A 15,824-nucleotide genomic window follows, 5' to 3' on the forward strand; every position below is an offset into this window, starting at 1 on the left:
TTCTTTCTCCTTCCTATAGGCATAAACAAAGAACCTTTTAAGATAAAGGTTCCATGTTTATGTATAAGATAACTCTTTTATTTTGCAGGGATATACTTTTCTGATACGATTTTTTGCCCTTCTTCTCCCAGAGCAAAGTCAAGGAAGCTTTGGGCTTCTTTGCTTACTTCGCCTTTTGTCACCAGAAGGAGAGGTCTTGAAATCTTATAGGTTCCCGATTTTACATTTTCAACAGTAGCTTCTACGCCTTCGATTGTAACTGCTTTTATAGTTTCATCAAGATATCCTAAAGAAAGATAACCTATTGCATTCTCCTGAGTGGTTACGGATGTTTTTAAAGCCCCATTACTGTCAAAAGTCAATGCATCTGCCACCATCCCACTGACTTCTTTCCCATCATCGGTTTTGTCCAAAAGTCCTACGATTTCTTCAAAAGCACTTCTTGTACCGGAACCTGCTTCACGGCCTAATACCACAATCGGCGCATCACTTCCTCCAATTTCACTCCAGTTTTTAATTTCACCTCTGAATATTTTATTTACCGTGTCAATGTCTAAATCAGAAATCGGATTAGAAGGATGAACTACCACAGCAATTCCGTCATAGGCCAGTACATACTCTGTTAACCCCCACGTCTTTTCCTCTTCTTTTAATTCGCGGGAAGACATTCCTATATCTACATTCCCGGCTTCAGCATCTTTGATCCCTGTGGAAGACCCTCCCCCTTGAACATTAACAGTAATTTCAGGTTCTACAGCTGAAAATGCATCTGCAATGGCTTGTGCAACCGGAAGTACTGTAGTAGATCCACTCATTGCCACCGTACCTTCCAATAATTCTTCTGCATTATTCTCTTCTGCTTGTGTATTTTGCTGTGACACTGTTTCTTCTTTGGATGCTGTTTCTTCAATATTTTTTTCTTGACTTGTGCATCCTGAAAAAAGACCAATTACCATGACCATTGTCATAATCACACTTAATAGATGTAATTTTCTCATTGTTATTCCTCCCCAAAGATATTTGTCTGATCTCTAACCTTATTTACAAGATAACTTTAACATCTTTTTGTTAATCCCATATAATGGATATGTTAATTCTATGTTAACTTTTTAATTGAAACATAGACGTCTTGTTTTCTAAATCCTGTGCCATTTTCAGAAGTTCTTCACTGCTTCTGAAGATTTTTTCAATATTCGATGTTTGCTCTTCTACACTTTCATGAATATGTCTGCACATCAATGCTGAATCCTCCACTTGATGAGCTATGTGCTCGATCCCTTCCAATAAATTATTTTTTTCTAAATTCATATAATAAATCGCTTCGTTTAAACGAGTGATCTTTAATGCAATTTCTCCTGCAATCTTATCAATATGAGTAAATACATTCTCCGTATTTAACATCGCCTCATACTGCAGAGTTGATATTTGCCTGACTTCTTCCATAATCCGTGTCGCTTTTTCAACTTGAGAAACCATCTCTCCTAAATAACTGTACATTGTATGTGTAAGCTTTTCTGTCTGTTCTGCCAATAATCGAATTTCTGTTGCCACAACTCCAAAACTTCTTCCATATTCACCTGCTCTCGCTGCTTCTATAGAAGCATTTAATGAAATCAAATTGGTTTGTCGGGCTATGTCTTCGATGTTATATATTATGTTTGCAACTGCTTTTGTTTTGGATTGCAGTCCTTCAATCTCTATAGTAACTTCTTTCCCTAAGTCCATACCCGTTTTGGAGATCTTGTGTAATTCTTTCACCCGTTCTACTCCTAATCTATTGACTCTCTTACTTTCCTCTGCCTGTTCCATAACTTCCCGTGCATTCTGAATGATTACATTTATATAATCCGAAAACTGCATCGTTTGCTTTAACATATGATCTGTCTCTGTAAACTGCAAATCAGAAGTGGATGATAATTGTTCCAAAGAAGCAGATATGACTTGAGCAGATACTGAATGGCTCTCGCAAATCCGATGAAATTCTTTAGAAGAATAAAACAATAAATGAGCAGTTTCTAAAATGCTTTTTACCAAATTTCGTATTTGCTCAATCATTTCATTAAATTTTCTAGTTAATTTCCCCACTTCATCTCTAGATTGTTCTATTAAATGAACCTCCAGATCTCCCTGCTCTACCTTTTTCATGCCGTCTAACAGATATTTCATAGGCTTTGTAATTCCAGACACAATCCATATGCTAAAGCATATTCCTAATATGAGAACTACGAGTAAAATCATTACATTTTTCAGAATCATATTTTTGATATCATCTTCTATTTCTTTACTCTCCATCACAACGATAAATTTCCATCCTGTTCGGGCATTGGTTGTGAAATTCATAAAATACTCTTTCCCATTGATTTCATACTCCAACTGCCCTGTATCTAAGTCTTTTATTTTTTCAAAAAATGGTTCAGAAGAAATGCTTTTGGAAATCATCTCTTTTTTCCTATGGGCAGTAATAATACCATCAGAATTTACCGCATATGCATATCCCGTTTTCCCTAAATAAATCTCTTCTAAAATGGAACTAAAATAGTCTGTAGATACTGCAGCAGCAACAACACCTATTGTTTTTGCATCCTTATTCACAGTTTTAGCAATAATAATTTCAGTATTTCCAGATTGTTCATTGGCTGCTGGAGACAGATAAACCACTCTTCCTTTATTACTCATAGCCTTTTTATACCATACTTCTTTTGTAGGCTCATAATTTAGGGAGACAGTTTTCGTCTCGGGATATTGATAAAAAATATTATTATAAGTGGCAATCATTAATCTTTTGATCGCGCCATTTCCTTCTTCGTAATACTTAAAATCTCCCAGAATTTTTTTCTTGTTATCTTCAGAAATCAAAATGTTGGAAACACTATTCTCTCTAGAAATAGCCTGAAGAGTTAATTCAATGCTTGCAAATAATTTTTCAGAAGATTTTTCAATCTGCTTTGCCAATAGAATTTCTGACTCATTGGCAAATCGCTTAATTCTCCTAGTTGTCTCCAAGGAATTGTTGATCACTACGATAATGAGACTGCTTACTTGCATTACAATTACAACAACCAGAATTTTATTCAATATGCTTTTACTGAATGATTTCACAAACAGTTCCATGCAAGTCCTCCTTATTCTTCATGTTCTTCATGATCTTTTGATAAATCATTTGTTGTATCATAGCCTTTATCAGTAAAATTAAAATAAAGTTCTTGTTAAATTCTTGTTAATCTTTTTTAAGCCAAAAAACAACTGCATTGTATTTGTAAAATAAAAAAGTTTGGTCCCGTGCAAACAAGACAAACTTTCTTATGTCATAAAAAAAGAACAAGAATTAAATCCTTGTTCTTTTCCATATTCTGCACTTAATTTTTTATTCTCGGAAGGGTAACGGTAAAAATACTCCCCACTCCTTCTTTACTGTTTACCTCGATCGTACCATCATAAAGTTTCACAATATGTTTTACAATAGAAAGACCAAGTCCTGTTCCACCCATTTTTCTCGATCTTCCTTTATCCACCCGATAAAATCTTTCGAAAAGTCGAGGGATATGTTCTTTAGATATTCCTATTCCTGTATCTTCTACGATCACTTTCAAGGTGTCCTGCTCTGTTTTACAGATGAGTTTCACTTTTCCTTTTTCAGTATACTTTATGCCGTTATCGATTAAATTAATCAGAATCTGTTTCATTCTGTCCGCGTTGCAATAGAAAAACATTCTATCTTCAATATCCTTTTCTAAAGCAATACCCTTTTCTTCTGCTTTCGGTCTCAGTATTGCAAAAACTTCGTCAATCAGTTCATTCATATCCTGCATAGACATATCAATGTCTACTTCTCTCGTTTCAATTTCTGACAGGGATAATATATCTTGAATTAAGCGATATAATCTTTCCGTTTCTATATCAATAATATCTAAAAATCGTTCTGCTACTTTTTGGTTTTCTAATGCTCCATTTTTTAAAGTATCCACAAAACCCCTGATAGAAGTCAAAGGCGTCTTCAGTTCATGGCTTACGCTGGATACAAAATCACTTCGCATTTGTTCCAGCTTCCTTATTTGAGTAATATCTTGTATGACAAGCAAAGTTCCTATGATTCGCTCTCCTTGTTCTGTCAATGTAATCGGGCTTGTATAGATTCTCAAAATCTTGGTTTGCTCATCTAATTCCAATTCATCCACAATAGATTCTTGATTTTGAACAGACCTTTCTAAAGCCTCCAGTATTTTTGAATTCCTTACGACTTCATAAAATAGCTTTCCATATACATAATCCTCTTTTACAGAAAATATTTTATATGCGACAGGATTCATAAGCATGATATGGAGACCGGAATCCACAGCAATAATTCCGTTAATCATACTGTTCATAATGGATTCTAACTGGATGTTTTTATGCTTCAACTGAAAAATCGAATATTTTAATTCCTTTGCCATATAATTAAAAGATGTTGCTAATTTTTCAATTTCTTCATCTCCATCCACATATACCTTTTTATTATAATTTCCTTTGGCTATTTCTTCTGCTGCATAAACAAGCTGACGAATAGGCCGTGAAAACTTCTTAGAAAAAATAAAAGCAGCAATAATTGCAATAATTACTCCAAATAAGATTCCTATCATACTATAATCAGCGATTGTACGATTCATTTCCTGAATTTCAACCAGGGGTACCGACAATCTCAGCACTCCGGTAAAATCTTTGGTTTTTATCGGACATGCAATGTATATAAGATGAACCCCTAACGTCTCACTGTATCTTTTACTGAATCCTATTTCATTCTGTAAAGCTTTTATGATTTCAGGACGATTAATATGATTTTCCATAATTTCAGGGGATGACTCAGAATCCCCCAATACTTTTCCATTTTGATCTATGATCGTCAGGCGGGCATTAACGCTTTTTCCATATTCTATAGCAAAATTTTGAAAATCCATTTCTTCCACAGATTTGAATTCATTAATGAACAAATCTGTAAGGAGTTTTCCCTGAACTGAAAGTTCATGTTTTAACCTGTTTGTGTAATACTTCTGGCTGGTCTGAAGAGCTGAATAGGCTGTTGCCAAACAAGAAAAAACAATTAAAACAGTATATGTAATAAGAAGTCTTCTCTGCATTATTTCACTTACTTTCTTCCCTAAATTTATAACCTATTCCGCGTACCGTTTTTATAAAAAAAGGTGAGCTGTCATCATCTTCTATTTTCTTTCTCAAATTTCTTATATGAACATCTACCGTGCGACTTTCACCCACATAATCATATCCCCAAATCTTTTCCAATAACTCTTCTCTGGAAAAAACTCTTCCAGGATTCTTGGCCAGTACAGCTAAAAGCTCAAATTCTTTTAATGGCATTTCAATTACATTATCGCTCTTTTTCACTGTTCTGGTAGTCTCATTGATTGCCAGATTCCCTACTTGAATGATTTTTTCTTTTTCTGTTGACTGTGGTAAATATTCTGTTTCTTCCTTTCGTCTTAATACAGCTTTAATCCGCGCTAAAAGCTCACGAACCCTAAAAGGTTTCCCAATATAATCATCTGCCCCCATTTCTAAACCAAGTACTGCATCAATTTCTTCATTTTTGGCTGTTAACATAATCACAGGGATATTTTTTAAAGACTCATTAAAGCGAATTCTTTTTAAAACTTCTAATCCGTCAATACCAGGAAGCATAAGATCCAGAATTACTAAATCTACAGAAGCATTGAGTTTTTCCAATGCTTCTTCTCCAGATTCTGCCTCTGATACTTCATATCCGGTATTCTCAAGATTATATTTTAATAACTCTAAAATATGAATTTCGTCATCTACGATTAAAATTTTTCGTTTTGACATAAAATCACTCCAATAATCTTTAGTTGATCGAGTTCATAATAACATATGAACTATTCTATAACAACAAAAATGCTGTTGCATCATCCTTATGAAATAAAAAGATTTGTCCCTTGCAAACAAGATGACTGTCTTATTTCACCAGAAAAAGTTTCGCTCGCAAAACTCTCCCGCCGAGTGCAGTTGGTAAAACCAACAGAATACAACACACTTGAATGCACATCCTGTACGGAAAACTTTTATAGTATAGGAAATCCAGAGAAATTTCCCATACTATAAAAAAAGCAGCTGCGCTTTTTAAAGCATGCTGCCTATACTGCCAATACCGATTATGCCTATAAAAAATAATAAATAACAGATGCACCCTAGAATTGGAACTCCAATCCCTATAAACAGTAAAATCTTCCCAAATTTCTTTTTTTCTAAAGAAGCATTTTGATCCGTCATCCAAATAATTCCTAATATGATCCCCAATAAAGGTCCTGGAAAAATAATTGTTCCTATAATCAGTAGTGCTTTTAGTCCTCCACTTAATTCTTGATCCATATTAACCCCCCTGTTTACATTTTCATATTATTTTTTAATTATACAAGTATTATTGGTTATATACAACATAAATTACTTTTTAATCTAAAATGGACAAATATTTATTGTGTATTTTGTTTTTATGCTGCAAATAGTAATATTGAAAACCAATATTATTATTTTATGCTGCTCAGAAAGAAGGGATGACATGACAAATATTTTAACCAGTCAGCAGCTCTCTGATGAATTAAACAAATTAAAGTCATTAATCAACGACTTTGATTATTCAGAATTAAGAAATGTTACATTCTTAAATCTGGAATCTTTATATACTTATATTTCAGAAGTGGAAGATAACCCTTTTCAGAGACAATATGAAGCACTTCAGGCTTCTCTGGATATACTGGAACCCTATATACCTTTTGCAATAGGAGAAAGAGCAAGAGAATTTTTAATTCTGGCAAGTCAAATGACTACAGATGAAGAAATTGAAGCTTTAAAACAAGACTATTTAGAAAGAATGCGATTAGATTTTGTAAATACGATTCGCATGATTCAATCAGAAGAGGAATGGAAATATCTTACTCAAATCTGTGAAACCATAAGACAAAGTAAAGAATCTCAGATGATGTATCAATACTGATCAAGAGCTGTATTTTTGAAACTTTTTACTCCGTTTTAATCTGGATAAAAAGTATATCTCAAAAACTGTAGATAAAATATTGCAATACATGGCATATTTCTCAAACTTTCCTTTGATCCATCCTCTTTTTTGCTCTTTAGGAATATGGTAAACATATGGCCATTTTACTTTTTTAATTTGGTATCCCATTTTGCGTGCATATTCAGTAATCATCATTTCAATACCATATCTTGTATGCTCAAAATGGGGCATACTCTCCAGTAATGCCCTTCGAATCAATCTCTGCCCCGATAAAAACGGGGCAATTTTATGAGAAAGATCCGTAATGAATTTCCCTTTTGAAAAAGTACCAATCACCATATCAATATTTTCTCGTTTTGCATATTCTATCATAGAAATCAAATGCTCTTTACTTAGCCCTTTTAAATCTGCATCCAAAAATAAGATCCACTCTCCGCTGCTGGCCTCTAATCCTCGTTTTATAGCTGCTGCTTTTCCTTGATTAAAAGGAAGCTCTATTAAAGTTACAGGATACTTTTTTACTTCCTGTGTAGTCTGGTCAACTGAACCGTCATTGACAACAATGATTTCTTTAATCATCTCAAAACCCATTAATACAGATAAAACATTGCCAATTCTTCCCTCTTCATTATACGCAGGAATAATTACCGATATATCCATGGAAGTGCTCCTTTTTCTCCTATTTCTTCTTTTAACATTGTCTCTATATGTTAATTTTCTATAGTATGAACAGTCCAACGCTTATTTATTTGACATTTTTAATCATTGACGTTTGTCCCATTAGAGTTTACCATAATAATAAGGTATATTTTAAAGAATGGAGACATCATATGTATTGGGGAGATAAGCCTTATCATTCTCTGAATTACTTTCTTCGTCAAAAATTTGGAGAAAAAATTTTCAAAATTTCATTAGATGGAGGATTTACATGTCCTAACCGGGACGGTACATTATCTGATAAAGGATGTATTTTTTGCAGCGGAAGAGGATCCGGTGATTTTGCTCCACCAGCTATTCTTCCCATTTCAGAACAGTTTTATCAAAGCAGAGCTCTTTTAGATAACAAATGGAAGTCGGGAAAATATATTGCTTATTTTCAGGCCTTTTCAAATACTTATGCACCTGTAGATGTGCTTAGAAAGAAATACGAAGAAGCATTATCACTGCCTGATGTGGTGGGGATTGCCATTGCCACCCGTCCCGATTGCTTAGATCATTCTGTCTTAGATTTATTGGATGAAATCAATCAAAAGACTTACTTATGGGTGGAGCTTGGCCTCCAGACCATTCACGAAGATACTGCTTTTCTCATTCAAAGAGGTTATTCCCTTTCATGTTTTGAAGAAGCAGTCCATAATCTTTCAAAAAGGAATATAGATACAGTGGTTCATCTGATCCTGGGGCTTCCGGGAGAAAATAAGAACGATATTCTTTCATCCATTCAATATATAGCCAGTCAATCTGTACAAGGGGTTAAGCTTCACCTTTTGCATATTATCAAAAATACCCCACTATATGATTATTATTTGAAAAATCCTTTTCATGTATTAACAATGGAGGAATACATTGACTTAATCATCGACTGCCTGGAACTGCTGCCTCCTTATATGGTTATTCATCGAATTACTGGAGACGGTCCAAAGGAATTGCTGGCAGCTCCTTTGTGGAGTAAAAATAAAAAAGCAGTGTTAAATGGGATTCATAAAAGGTTTAAAGAAAGGAATACCTGGCAGGGCAAACTTTACTGATTTTCTTGTCGGGAATGACTTTTTGGTATACAATTAAGTAGTATGACTTATTTACTACGACAGGAGGGATTCTGGTGTTTCAATCTATAAATGAATTAGCCACAAACAAGTTAATTTTGCTGTACTTAATTTCTAAAATTAAAATGCCTTTATCCCATGCACAAATTACTCAATTTATTATGGAAAGAGCCTATATGGACTATTTTTCTCTTCAGCAATATTTAACAGAACTGATCGATGCAAATTTAATCGTCAGTCAGCAGGAAAATCATAAAACCCGTTATATCATTGCCAATAAAGGAATAACTACTCTCGAATACTTTATCAATCGTATTCCAGAAAATATCAGACTGGAAATAGACGAATACATAAAAAAAAATCGCCAGCAATTAAAAAAGGAACTGGAGATTACCGCCGAATACATCCCTGAAAAGCATAGTGAATATATGGTACATTGCAAAGTAAAAGAAAATGATATAACCCTGATGGACTTACAACTCAGTGTTGCTTCAAAAGAGCAAGCAAAAAAAATATGTGAGAACTGGAGGAGAAACGCACAGAATTTATACGGATCCATATTATCAAGCTTAATTCAAAATCCACCTGATGAATAAAGGGCTTAACTTATGAGTCCTCTTCTGTGAGCTTCTTGCGAAAGGATTTGATGTTTTTCACGGGCAAAGCCAAAAGCGAGTTTTGCCATTTTTTTATGCAGATATTCTACAGAATCTTTTTTATTCTCTAATTCTTCAATCCACTTTTGTGTACTTTCAACGTCCTTTTTCACTTTATCTATTTCACTTAATAAACATTGATCATCCAAGTGAACATATTGAGATGACCACTGTGTTCTCAAATCCATATTGCTTCCTCCCTTCAATAATGAATGACAATCTAAATATATACTATTACTATTATAACCATATTAATACAATATTAAATTTATATTACAAATTAAAAAGGAACGCATACTATGCGTTCCAAAGCAAAATCGGGGTGACAGGATTCGAACCTGCGACCTCTTAGTCCCGAACCAAGCGCTCTACCAAACTGAGCCACACCCCGAAAAAATATTTTCTTAAATTCGCTGCAAATTATATTATATATTCTTTTAATCGTTTTTACAAGTATATCTTGAAAAAAATAAAGCAATAAAAAAAGTCCGGCAATCGGACTTTAGAAAATATATATTATCTTAAATCTCTATACTCATCGTCTACCGGCATAACTGCCCAGCAAATAATGTAAAGTAAAAATCCTGGAAATCCTGTACTCATAAGCGTTAATAAAACCCATAAAATGCGGACCAACGTAGGATCAAAATCAAAATACTCAGCAATTCCTCCGCAAACTCCTGCAATTTTTTTATCTCTAGTGGATAAATGCAATCTTTTTTGCATCATGACCCCTCCTTTTCCCATTGACTTTATTTATTAAACTCGTAACGTAAAGGTTGCTTCATTTTTCATTACTATATACGGCACATCTGAAAAAAAGTTTGTTTTCTAAAATATTATTTTTCATTTTCTTCATTAAGAACCCACTGATCCAATATTTCCCATATCTCATCTTTTCCCTGTTTAGTTTCAGCAGAAAAAGGAATAATGATATGGTTTGGATCCATCTGAAGCGTCTTACGGATAAGGGAAATTTGCTTTTGAATCTGGCTTCTTTTAATTTTATCCGCCTTGGTTGCAACTACCAGTACATTTTTTTGATAATGGCAAATCCAGTCATACATCATTTTGTCATTTTCACTGGGCTCATGTCTTATATCTACCAATAAAACCACAAGTTTCAGCTGTTCTCTCTTAGTCAGATAGCTTTCTATGAATTTACCCCATTTTTCTCTTAAATCTTTGGATACCTTAGCGAATCCGTACCCGGGGAGATCAACAAAATACAGTTTATCTTCTACATTGTAGAAATTGATAGTCTGAGTTTTCCCTGGCTGACTGCTGGTTCTCGCTAAAGCTTTTCGATTGACCAGGGCATTGATCAACGAAGATTTCCCTACATTGGATTTCCCCGCAAAAGCGATTTCATTCAAATGGCTCTGAGGAAATTGACTTGGATTACCACAAACCATATCTAAACTTACATTATTTACATTCATAGAGATTCTCCTTAATAATAGCATGATTTAAGACTTCTTCCATATTCTTTACAAGAACAAACTCCATATTCTCTTTGATTGAATTAGACAATTCATTCAAATCTTTTTCATTGTCTATGGGCAAAATGACTGTCTTGATGCCCGCTGCTTTTGCCGCTAAGATTTTTTCTTTTAGGCCTCCTATGGGAAGAACTCGTCCACGAAGGGTAATTTCACCTGTCATTCCCACATCATTGCGCACAGGCTGATTCGTAAGGGCAGAAATCATTGCAGTTGCCATAGTAATGCCTGCAGAAGGTCCATCCTTAGGAACCGCACCTTCCGGGATATGAATATGAATGTCCATATCTTTGTAAAAGTTACTATCGATGCCCAGACTCTCTGCTCTGGAACGAATATAGCTTATAGCTGCTTTTGCTGATTCCTTCATAACATCTCCCAATTGACCCGTCAGCTCAAATTTTCCGGTCCCCTTCATAGTATTTACTTCTATCGATAAAGTATCCCCTCCAACCGGAGTCCATGCTAGGCCTCGTGCTATACCAATTTCTGCCTGTTCCATAATCTTATTGATTCTGTATTTCTTGACACCTAAATATTTCTCTAAATTGGATTCAGTAATACGAACACATTTTTTATCTTCTTCCAGGATTTCTTTAGCCGCTTTTCTGCATAATTCTCCTATACATCTTTCCAACTTACGTACTCCGGCTTCCTTTGTATAATAGGTAATAATGTTTTTAATCACTTCCCTGCTTATACGAAGCTGGGATCTTGTCATGCCATGCTTTTCTAATTGCTTATCTATCAAGTGATTATAGGCGATATGGAATTTTTCTTCTTCCGTATAACTGGAAATCTGAATAACCTCCATCCTGTCCAAAAGAGGTCTTGGAATCGTATCAAGCGTATTGGCTGTTGCTAAAAATAACACATTGGATAAATCAAACGGCAGTTCAATAAAATGATCTCTAAAGGCATGGTTCTGTTCTGCATCCAACACTTCAAGCAATGCAGCAGAAGGATCCCCTCTAAAGTCTGAACTCATTTTATCTATTTCATCCAATAACATTAAAGGATTTTTCGATTTTGCCTGCTTTAACCCCTGTATGATTCTTCCGGGAAGAGCTCCTACATAAGTACGCCTGTGTCCCCTGATTTCTGCTTCGTCCCTTACTCCTCCCAAAGAAATTCTGACATAATTACGATTAAGCGCTTTGGCAATAGAATGGGCAATGGATGTCTTACCTACTCCCGGAGGTCCCACTAAACATATAATTGGACTATTGACCTTGGGAGACATTTCTCTTATAGACAAAAATTCCAAGATTCTTTCTTTTACTTTTTCCAGTCCGTAATGGTCTTTTTCTAAAATCTTTTTTGCATATTTTATATTATGTGATTCTTTGGTTTCCTTTGTCCAAGGAAGATCCAATATCCAATCAATGTAGTTTCTGACAACTACACTTTCTGCAGAAGCCGCAGGAATTTTCAGCATTCTTTGCAGTTCTTTTTCTACTTTTTCTCTGACTTCCTGAGGGGGATCAATTTCATTGAGTTTTTCCCTATATTCATTAATTTCTCCCTGTATGCCATCTCGGTCTCCAAGCTCATTTTGAATAATTTTTAGCTGTTCTCTAAGATAATATTCCTTTTGGGATTGATCAATATTTTTCTTAACCTTGTCCAGAATATCTTTTTGAACATTTAAGATTTCTATTTCAGATTTTAAAATCTTAATAACCATCAAGAGTCTTTCTTCTTCATCAAATGCACTTAAAATCTTTTGCTTGTCCTCTAATCTCAGCTGAATATTAGAGGCGATAGCATCCGCCATTTCTCCTGGCTTTTCCATTGAAACAATATTTCTTATGGTATCGGATGAAATTCTGTTGTTTACTTTTGCATATTCTTCAAAAATTTCAGCCCCAGCTCTAATGAGTGCTTGTTTATTAACATCTATAGGATCTTCTTCATGATCATACTCTTCAACATTAACCAAGAAATATGGATCTTCCTGCTCAAACGAAACAATTTTTCCTCTTTTATTGCCTTCAACCAATACACGGATTGTATTGGTAGGAAGCTTTAAAATCTGCTTAATGGAAGAAATCGTTCCTACATTGTACAAATCCTTACTTTCTGGTTCTTCCGTCTCAGCATCCTTCTGGGCAACCAGAAATATTGACTGATCACTGATCATAGCCTCTTCTAAAGCTCGTATGGATTTTGGACGGGCTACATCAAAATGCAGAATCATATTAGGGAATACATTAAGCCCTCTTAATGCAACTAAAGGCATCTGTAACATATTCTTATCATCTTTTTTCATTATATTTCCACCTCAAAGTTTATTTCTTCTGTAATTATGAGTAATTTGTTGTAAATTGTCAAATCTATTGTTAACAGTAATTGCATTCATCAATTATATTTTCAATTGATGGGCCCACCTTATTCTTCACGGATTAACCATAGATTTAATGTATGCAAAATGAAGATGAATTAAAAAAGAGACGTATAACAATGTACGACTCTTTTTTTAAATACAATTATTCACCTTACATGGGGTACGCTCTTTAGTTTTTTCCATATAAATGTACTGTAGATGTTCTGATACTACTTTCACCTGGAATTCCTTATATCCAAGCTTTTTATATAAATTGATATTTCTTATACTCTTATGTCCGGTAAATATTTCGAATCTTGTACAATCTTCAAAAATCTTTTCAACCTCTTCAATAAGGCGGGTTCCTATTCCTTGTCTTTGAAATTTGGGATGAACCACTAATCTGCCTACATAACAGGTATCGCCTTGTCTGTACGCCCTTACAGCACCAATAATAACGCCGTTCATAATAGCTTTTAAAAACAGATGTTTCGAAAATTCACTTTCAATTTCATCCAATGTTTCTGTTAGTGGTAGCAAATGAAAATCGCTATATAACTCTGCTTCACTCATATAGGCCTGCTTTTGAAGCAAAAGAATTTCAGCCAAATCTTTCACTTGAGCTTGTTCTATAATCACTTCCACTACCCCCTCTATGTATTTAAAAATTATACCATATGTAAAAATGCTTTCTCAACATATATTTAAAAATATTTACATAAAAAATATGAAAAAAGACCCAATGTTTTTAACATAAGGTCTTAATTTACAAATCAGTGTTTATATCCCTTGTGCAGTTAATACTTTAGAAGTATCAGGCTTGGAAACAAGCTCATCTTTTGCCTCCTTAAACACTTCTTTTAAAACTTCATCGATGTTTTTAACCGGAATGACTTTTATATTATAATCTTCAAAGGTTTCCTGCCAATTGTCTGCAGGAATAAGTACTTCTTCAATTCCTGCTGATATTGCTGCATTGATTTTGGCATGTACACCCCCTACAGGATGAACATTTCCTCTTATTGAAATCTCGCCAGTCATGGCTATTTTATTAGAAACCGGCTTTTTTAAGATCGCTGAATATACTGCAGTAAAGATTGCAATTCCTGCAGAAGGTCCATCCACAGGCATTCCCCCGGGGAAATTGATATGAATATCGTAATCTTTATAGTTGACATTTAAAATGTTTTTCATAGCAGTTAAAACATTGTCTATTGATCCTTTGGCAGTACTTCTTCTTTTCATTTTTCCATTGGATTTATTAAATTCTTCTTCTTCAATAATCCCTGTTACAGTTACAATCCCTTTTGATTTTTCCTCCGCAGGTTCAGCAATCACTTCAATTTCAAGTAATGCTCCCATTCGAACTCCGTAAACCGCAAGTCCATTAACACATCCTACAGCTTTTTCGGAGGATATCTTTTTATCAGGTCTCTTGCTGTATTGTCCAAATTCAATGACCCATTCCACATCTTTAACGGTGATCTCTTTCCTGTTTTCTATAGTAGCTATACATCCTGCCGTTTGAACGATATTCACTGCATCTCTTCCGTTAGACGCATACTGGGTGATCAGCTCTGCTACTCCTTCCTCCAAAGCAAAAGCTCCCTTTTTTGCCGCATTCTTTACAATTTTCCCTACATCATCTTTAGTAAGAGGTTGAAAGAATATTTCGGTACATCGGGAACGAAGAGCCGGAGGTATTTCTTCCGGAGTTCTTGTTGTTGCTCCTATTAATCTGAAATCTGCGGGTAAACCATTTTGGAAAATATCATGAATATGACTTGGAATATTGCTGTCTTCTGAAGAGTAGTATGCACTTTCTAAAAATACCTTTCTGTCTTCCAGAACCTTTAAAAGTTTGTTCATCTGTATGGGATGAAGTTCTCCTATTTCATCAATGAATAAAACGCCTCCATGGGCTTTGGTAACCGCTCCTGGTTTGGGTTGGGGAATTCCAGCGCTTCCATATGCCCCTGCCCCTTGGTAAATAGGATCATGAACAGAACCGATAAGAGGGTCTGCAATACCCCTTTCATCAAATCTGAGAGTCGTTGCATCCATTTCTATAAATTTCGCATCTTCTTTAAAAGGAGAGATAGCGATCTTTTTTGCTTCTTCCAGGGCAACTCTGGCAGCTGCGGTTTTACCTACCCCCGGTGGTCCGTATATGATGACGTGCTGTGGATTAGGTCCGCACAAAGCTGCCTTTAAGGCCTTCAGTCCATCATTCTGACCAATGATTTCATCGAAGGAACTGGGACGTGTTTTCTCCGATAAAGGCTCAGACAAATGAATTGCTCTTAATTTCTTTAATTTCTCTAATTCTTTCTTGGATTCTTTCCCAATAGAAGTTTTTGTAGTCTGCTGTGTTTTCAAAAGAGTGAAAAAATAAATTCCTACAATGATTGTAAATACAAACTGAATATAGATTAAAATATCGCTCACGAAATATCCTCCTATCATGCGTCCAAGGTGATTTACGTATAGTATGCACAATCAGGAGGTTTTTATGATATAAAAAGTGTACAATCTTTCGATTGTACACTTTTATTG

At 34.9% G+C, this 15,824-nt stretch carries 15 protein-coding genes and 1 tRNA gene; 3 read left to right on the top strand and 13 right to left on the bottom strand.

The features are described 5' to 3' along the window. Nucleotides 1-77: 77 nt before the first annotated feature. The 5 genes from JOD07_RS02635 to JOD07_RS02655 form a co-directional block, all read right to left on the bottom strand. Entirely contained in the window at nucleotides 78-998 is a 921-nt protein-coding gene (locus JOD07_RS02635; RefSeq protein ID WP_158740141.1) for a phosphate ABC transporter substrate-binding protein, read from the bottom strand. Nucleotides 999-1,101: 103 nt separating this feature from the next. After that, nucleotides 1,102-3,111: a methyl-accepting chemotaxis protein gene (locus JOD07_RS02640; protein ID WP_158740140.1), complete on the bottom strand. Its 2,010-nt coding sequence runs from the start codon at nucleotides 3,109-3,111 to the stop codon at nucleotides 1,102-1,104. A gap of 245 nt (nucleotides 3,112-3,356) precedes the next feature. Further along, entirely contained in the window at nucleotides 3,357-5,111 is a 1,755-nt protein-coding gene (pnpS, locus tag JOD07_RS02645) for a two-component system histidine kinase PnpS (protein WP_204612050.1), read from the bottom strand. 4 nt (nucleotides 5,112-5,115) lie between these two features. After that, a complete protein-coding gene (locus JOD07_RS02650) occupies nucleotides 5,116-5,832 on the bottom strand; it encodes a response regulator transcription factor (protein WP_158740138.1) in 717 nt (238 codons plus the stop codon). A gap of 294 nt (nucleotides 5,833-6,126) precedes the next feature. After that, entirely contained in the window at nucleotides 6,127-6,375 is a 249-nt protein-coding gene (locus JOD07_RS02655) for a hypothetical protein (protein WP_204612052.1), read from the bottom strand. A gap of 187 nt (nucleotides 6,376-6,562) precedes the next feature. Here JOD07_RS02655 and JOD07_RS02660 point away from each other — a divergent pair, with 187 nt between their 5' ends. After that, the gene (locus JOD07_RS02660) at nucleotides 6,563-6,997 is read left to right on the top strand and encodes a hypothetical protein (protein WP_158740136.1); all 435 of its coding nucleotides are present in this window, start codon (nucleotides 6,563-6,565) and stop codon (nucleotides 6,995-6,997) included. On the opposite strand, the gene JOD07_RS02665 is transcribed toward JOD07_RS02660, so the two are convergent. After that, complete coding sequence (locus tag JOD07_RS02665; RefSeq protein ID WP_158740135.1) at nucleotides 6,998-7,678, bottom strand: glycosyltransferase family 2 protein; 681 nt, start codon at nucleotides 7,676-7,678, stop codon at nucleotides 6,998-7,000. A 170-nt stretch (nucleotides 7,679-7,848) separates the two neighbouring features. Between JOD07_RS02665 and mnmL the strand changes: the two genes are divergently transcribed. Both mnmL and JOD07_RS02675 read left to right on the top strand, forming a co-directional pair. Further along, a complete protein-coding gene (mnmL, locus tag JOD07_RS02670) occupies nucleotides 7,849-8,766 on the top strand; it encodes a tRNA modification radical SAM protein MnmL/YtqA (RefSeq protein ID WP_158740134.1) in 918 nt (305 codons plus the stop codon). Nucleotides 8,767-8,840: 74 nt separating this feature from the next. After that, nucleotides 8,841-9,380, top strand: a complete 540-nt coding sequence (locus JOD07_RS02675; protein WP_158740133.1) for a DUF4364 family protein — start codon at nucleotides 8,841-8,843, stop codon at nucleotides 9,378-9,380. Nucleotides 9,381-9,385: 5 nt separating this feature from the next. Here the strand turns inward: JOD07_RS02675 and JOD07_RS02680 are convergent, their stop codons facing one another. The 7 genes from JOD07_RS02680 to lonB all read right to left on the bottom strand — a co-directional run bounded on the left by JOD07_RS02680 (nucleotide 9,386) and on the right by lonB (nucleotide 15,716). Continuing rightward, a complete protein-coding gene (locus tag JOD07_RS02680; protein ID WP_158740132.1) occupies nucleotides 9,386-9,628 on the bottom strand; it encodes a hypothetical protein in 243 nt (80 codons plus the stop codon). Between the two features lie 129 nt (nucleotides 9,629-9,757). Then, nucleotides 9,758-9,831: transfer RNA gene (locus JOD07_RS02685), tRNA-Pro, on the bottom strand. 125 nt (nucleotides 9,832-9,956) lie between these two features. Beyond that, the gene (locus JOD07_RS02690; RefSeq protein WP_180322448.1) at nucleotides 9,957-10,166 is read right to left on the bottom strand and encodes a PspC domain-containing protein; all 210 of its coding nucleotides are present in this window, start codon (nucleotides 10,164-10,166) and stop codon (nucleotides 9,957-9,959) included. Nucleotides 10,167-10,279: 113 nt separating this feature from the next. Further along, complete coding sequence (gene yihA, locus JOD07_RS02695; protein ID WP_204612054.1) at nucleotides 10,280-10,882, bottom strand: ribosome biogenesis GTP-binding protein YihA/YsxC; 603 nt, start codon at nucleotides 10,880-10,882, stop codon at nucleotides 10,280-10,282. Continuing rightward, nucleotides 10,869-13,214, bottom strand: coding sequence for an endopeptidase La (lon, locus tag JOD07_RS02700; RefSeq protein ID WP_158740129.1), 2,346 nt, complete (start codon nucleotides 13,212-13,214; stop codon nucleotides 10,869-10,871). The genes yihA and lon overlap by 14 nt, the downstream gene beginning before the upstream one ends. A 207-nt stretch (nucleotides 13,215-13,421) precedes the next feature. Beyond that, nucleotides 13,422-13,907, bottom strand: coding sequence for a GNAT family N-acetyltransferase (locus tag JOD07_RS02705; protein ID WP_243144576.1), 486 nt, complete (start codon nucleotides 13,905-13,907; stop codon nucleotides 13,422-13,424). Nucleotides 13,908-14,048: 141 nt separating this feature from the next. Then, nucleotides 14,049-15,716, bottom strand: a complete 1,668-nt coding sequence (lonB, locus tag JOD07_RS02710; protein ID WP_243144575.1) for an ATP-dependent protease LonB — start codon at nucleotides 15,714-15,716, stop codon at nucleotides 14,049-14,051. Nucleotides 15,717-15,824 lie beyond the last annotated feature (108 nt).

This window comes from Defluviitalea raffinosedens (assembly GCF_016908775.1).
In the GTDB taxonomy this organism is placed as follows: Bacteria; Bacillota; Clostridia; order Lachnospirales; family Defluviitaleaceae; genus Defluviitalea; species Defluviitalea raffinosedens.

Coding starts and splice junctions, on each gene's coding strand:
- JOD07_RS02650 (WP_158740138.1), bottom strand. CDS start 5,832: ATGTCAAAACGAAAAATTTTAATCGTAGATGACGAAATTCATATTTTA.
- JOD07_RS02640 (WP_158740140.1), bottom strand. CDS start 3,111: ATGGAACTGTTTGTGAAATCATTCAGTAAAAGCATATTGAATAAAATT.
- lon (WP_158740129.1), bottom strand. CDS start 13,214: ATGAAAAAAGATGATAAGAATATGTTACAGATGCCTTTAGTTGCATTA.
- JOD07_RS02635 (WP_158740141.1), bottom strand. CDS start 998: ATGAGAAAATTACATCTATTAAGTGTGATTATGACAATGGTCATGGTA.
- JOD07_RS02655 (WP_204612052.1), bottom strand. CDS start 6,375: ATGGATCAAGAATTAAGTGGAGGACTAAAAGCACTACTGATTATAGGA.
- JOD07_RS02665 (WP_158740135.1), bottom strand. CDS start 7,678: ATGGATATATCGGTAATTATTCCTGCGTATAATGAAGAGGGAAGAATT.
- JOD07_RS02680 (WP_158740132.1), bottom strand. CDS start 9,628: ATGGATTTGAGAACACAGTGGTCATCTCAATATGTTCACTTGGATGAT.
- JOD07_RS02690 (WP_180322448.1), bottom strand. CDS start 10,166: ATGCAAAAAAGATTGCATTTATCCACTAGAGATAAAAAAATTGCAGGA.
- pnpS (WP_204612050.1), bottom strand. CDS start 5,111: ATGCAGAGAAGACTTCTTATTACATATACTGTTTTAATTGTTTTTTCT.
- JOD07_RS02660 (WP_158740136.1), top strand. CDS start 6,563: ATGACAAATATTTTAACCAGTCAGCAGCTCTCTGATGAATTAAACAAA.
- yihA (WP_204612054.1), bottom strand. CDS start 10,882: ATGAATGTAAATAATGTAAGTTTAGATATGGTTTGTGGTAATCCAAGT.
- mnmL (WP_158740134.1), top strand. CDS start 7,849: ATGTATTGGGGAGATAAGCCTTATCATTCTCTGAATTACTTTCTTCGT.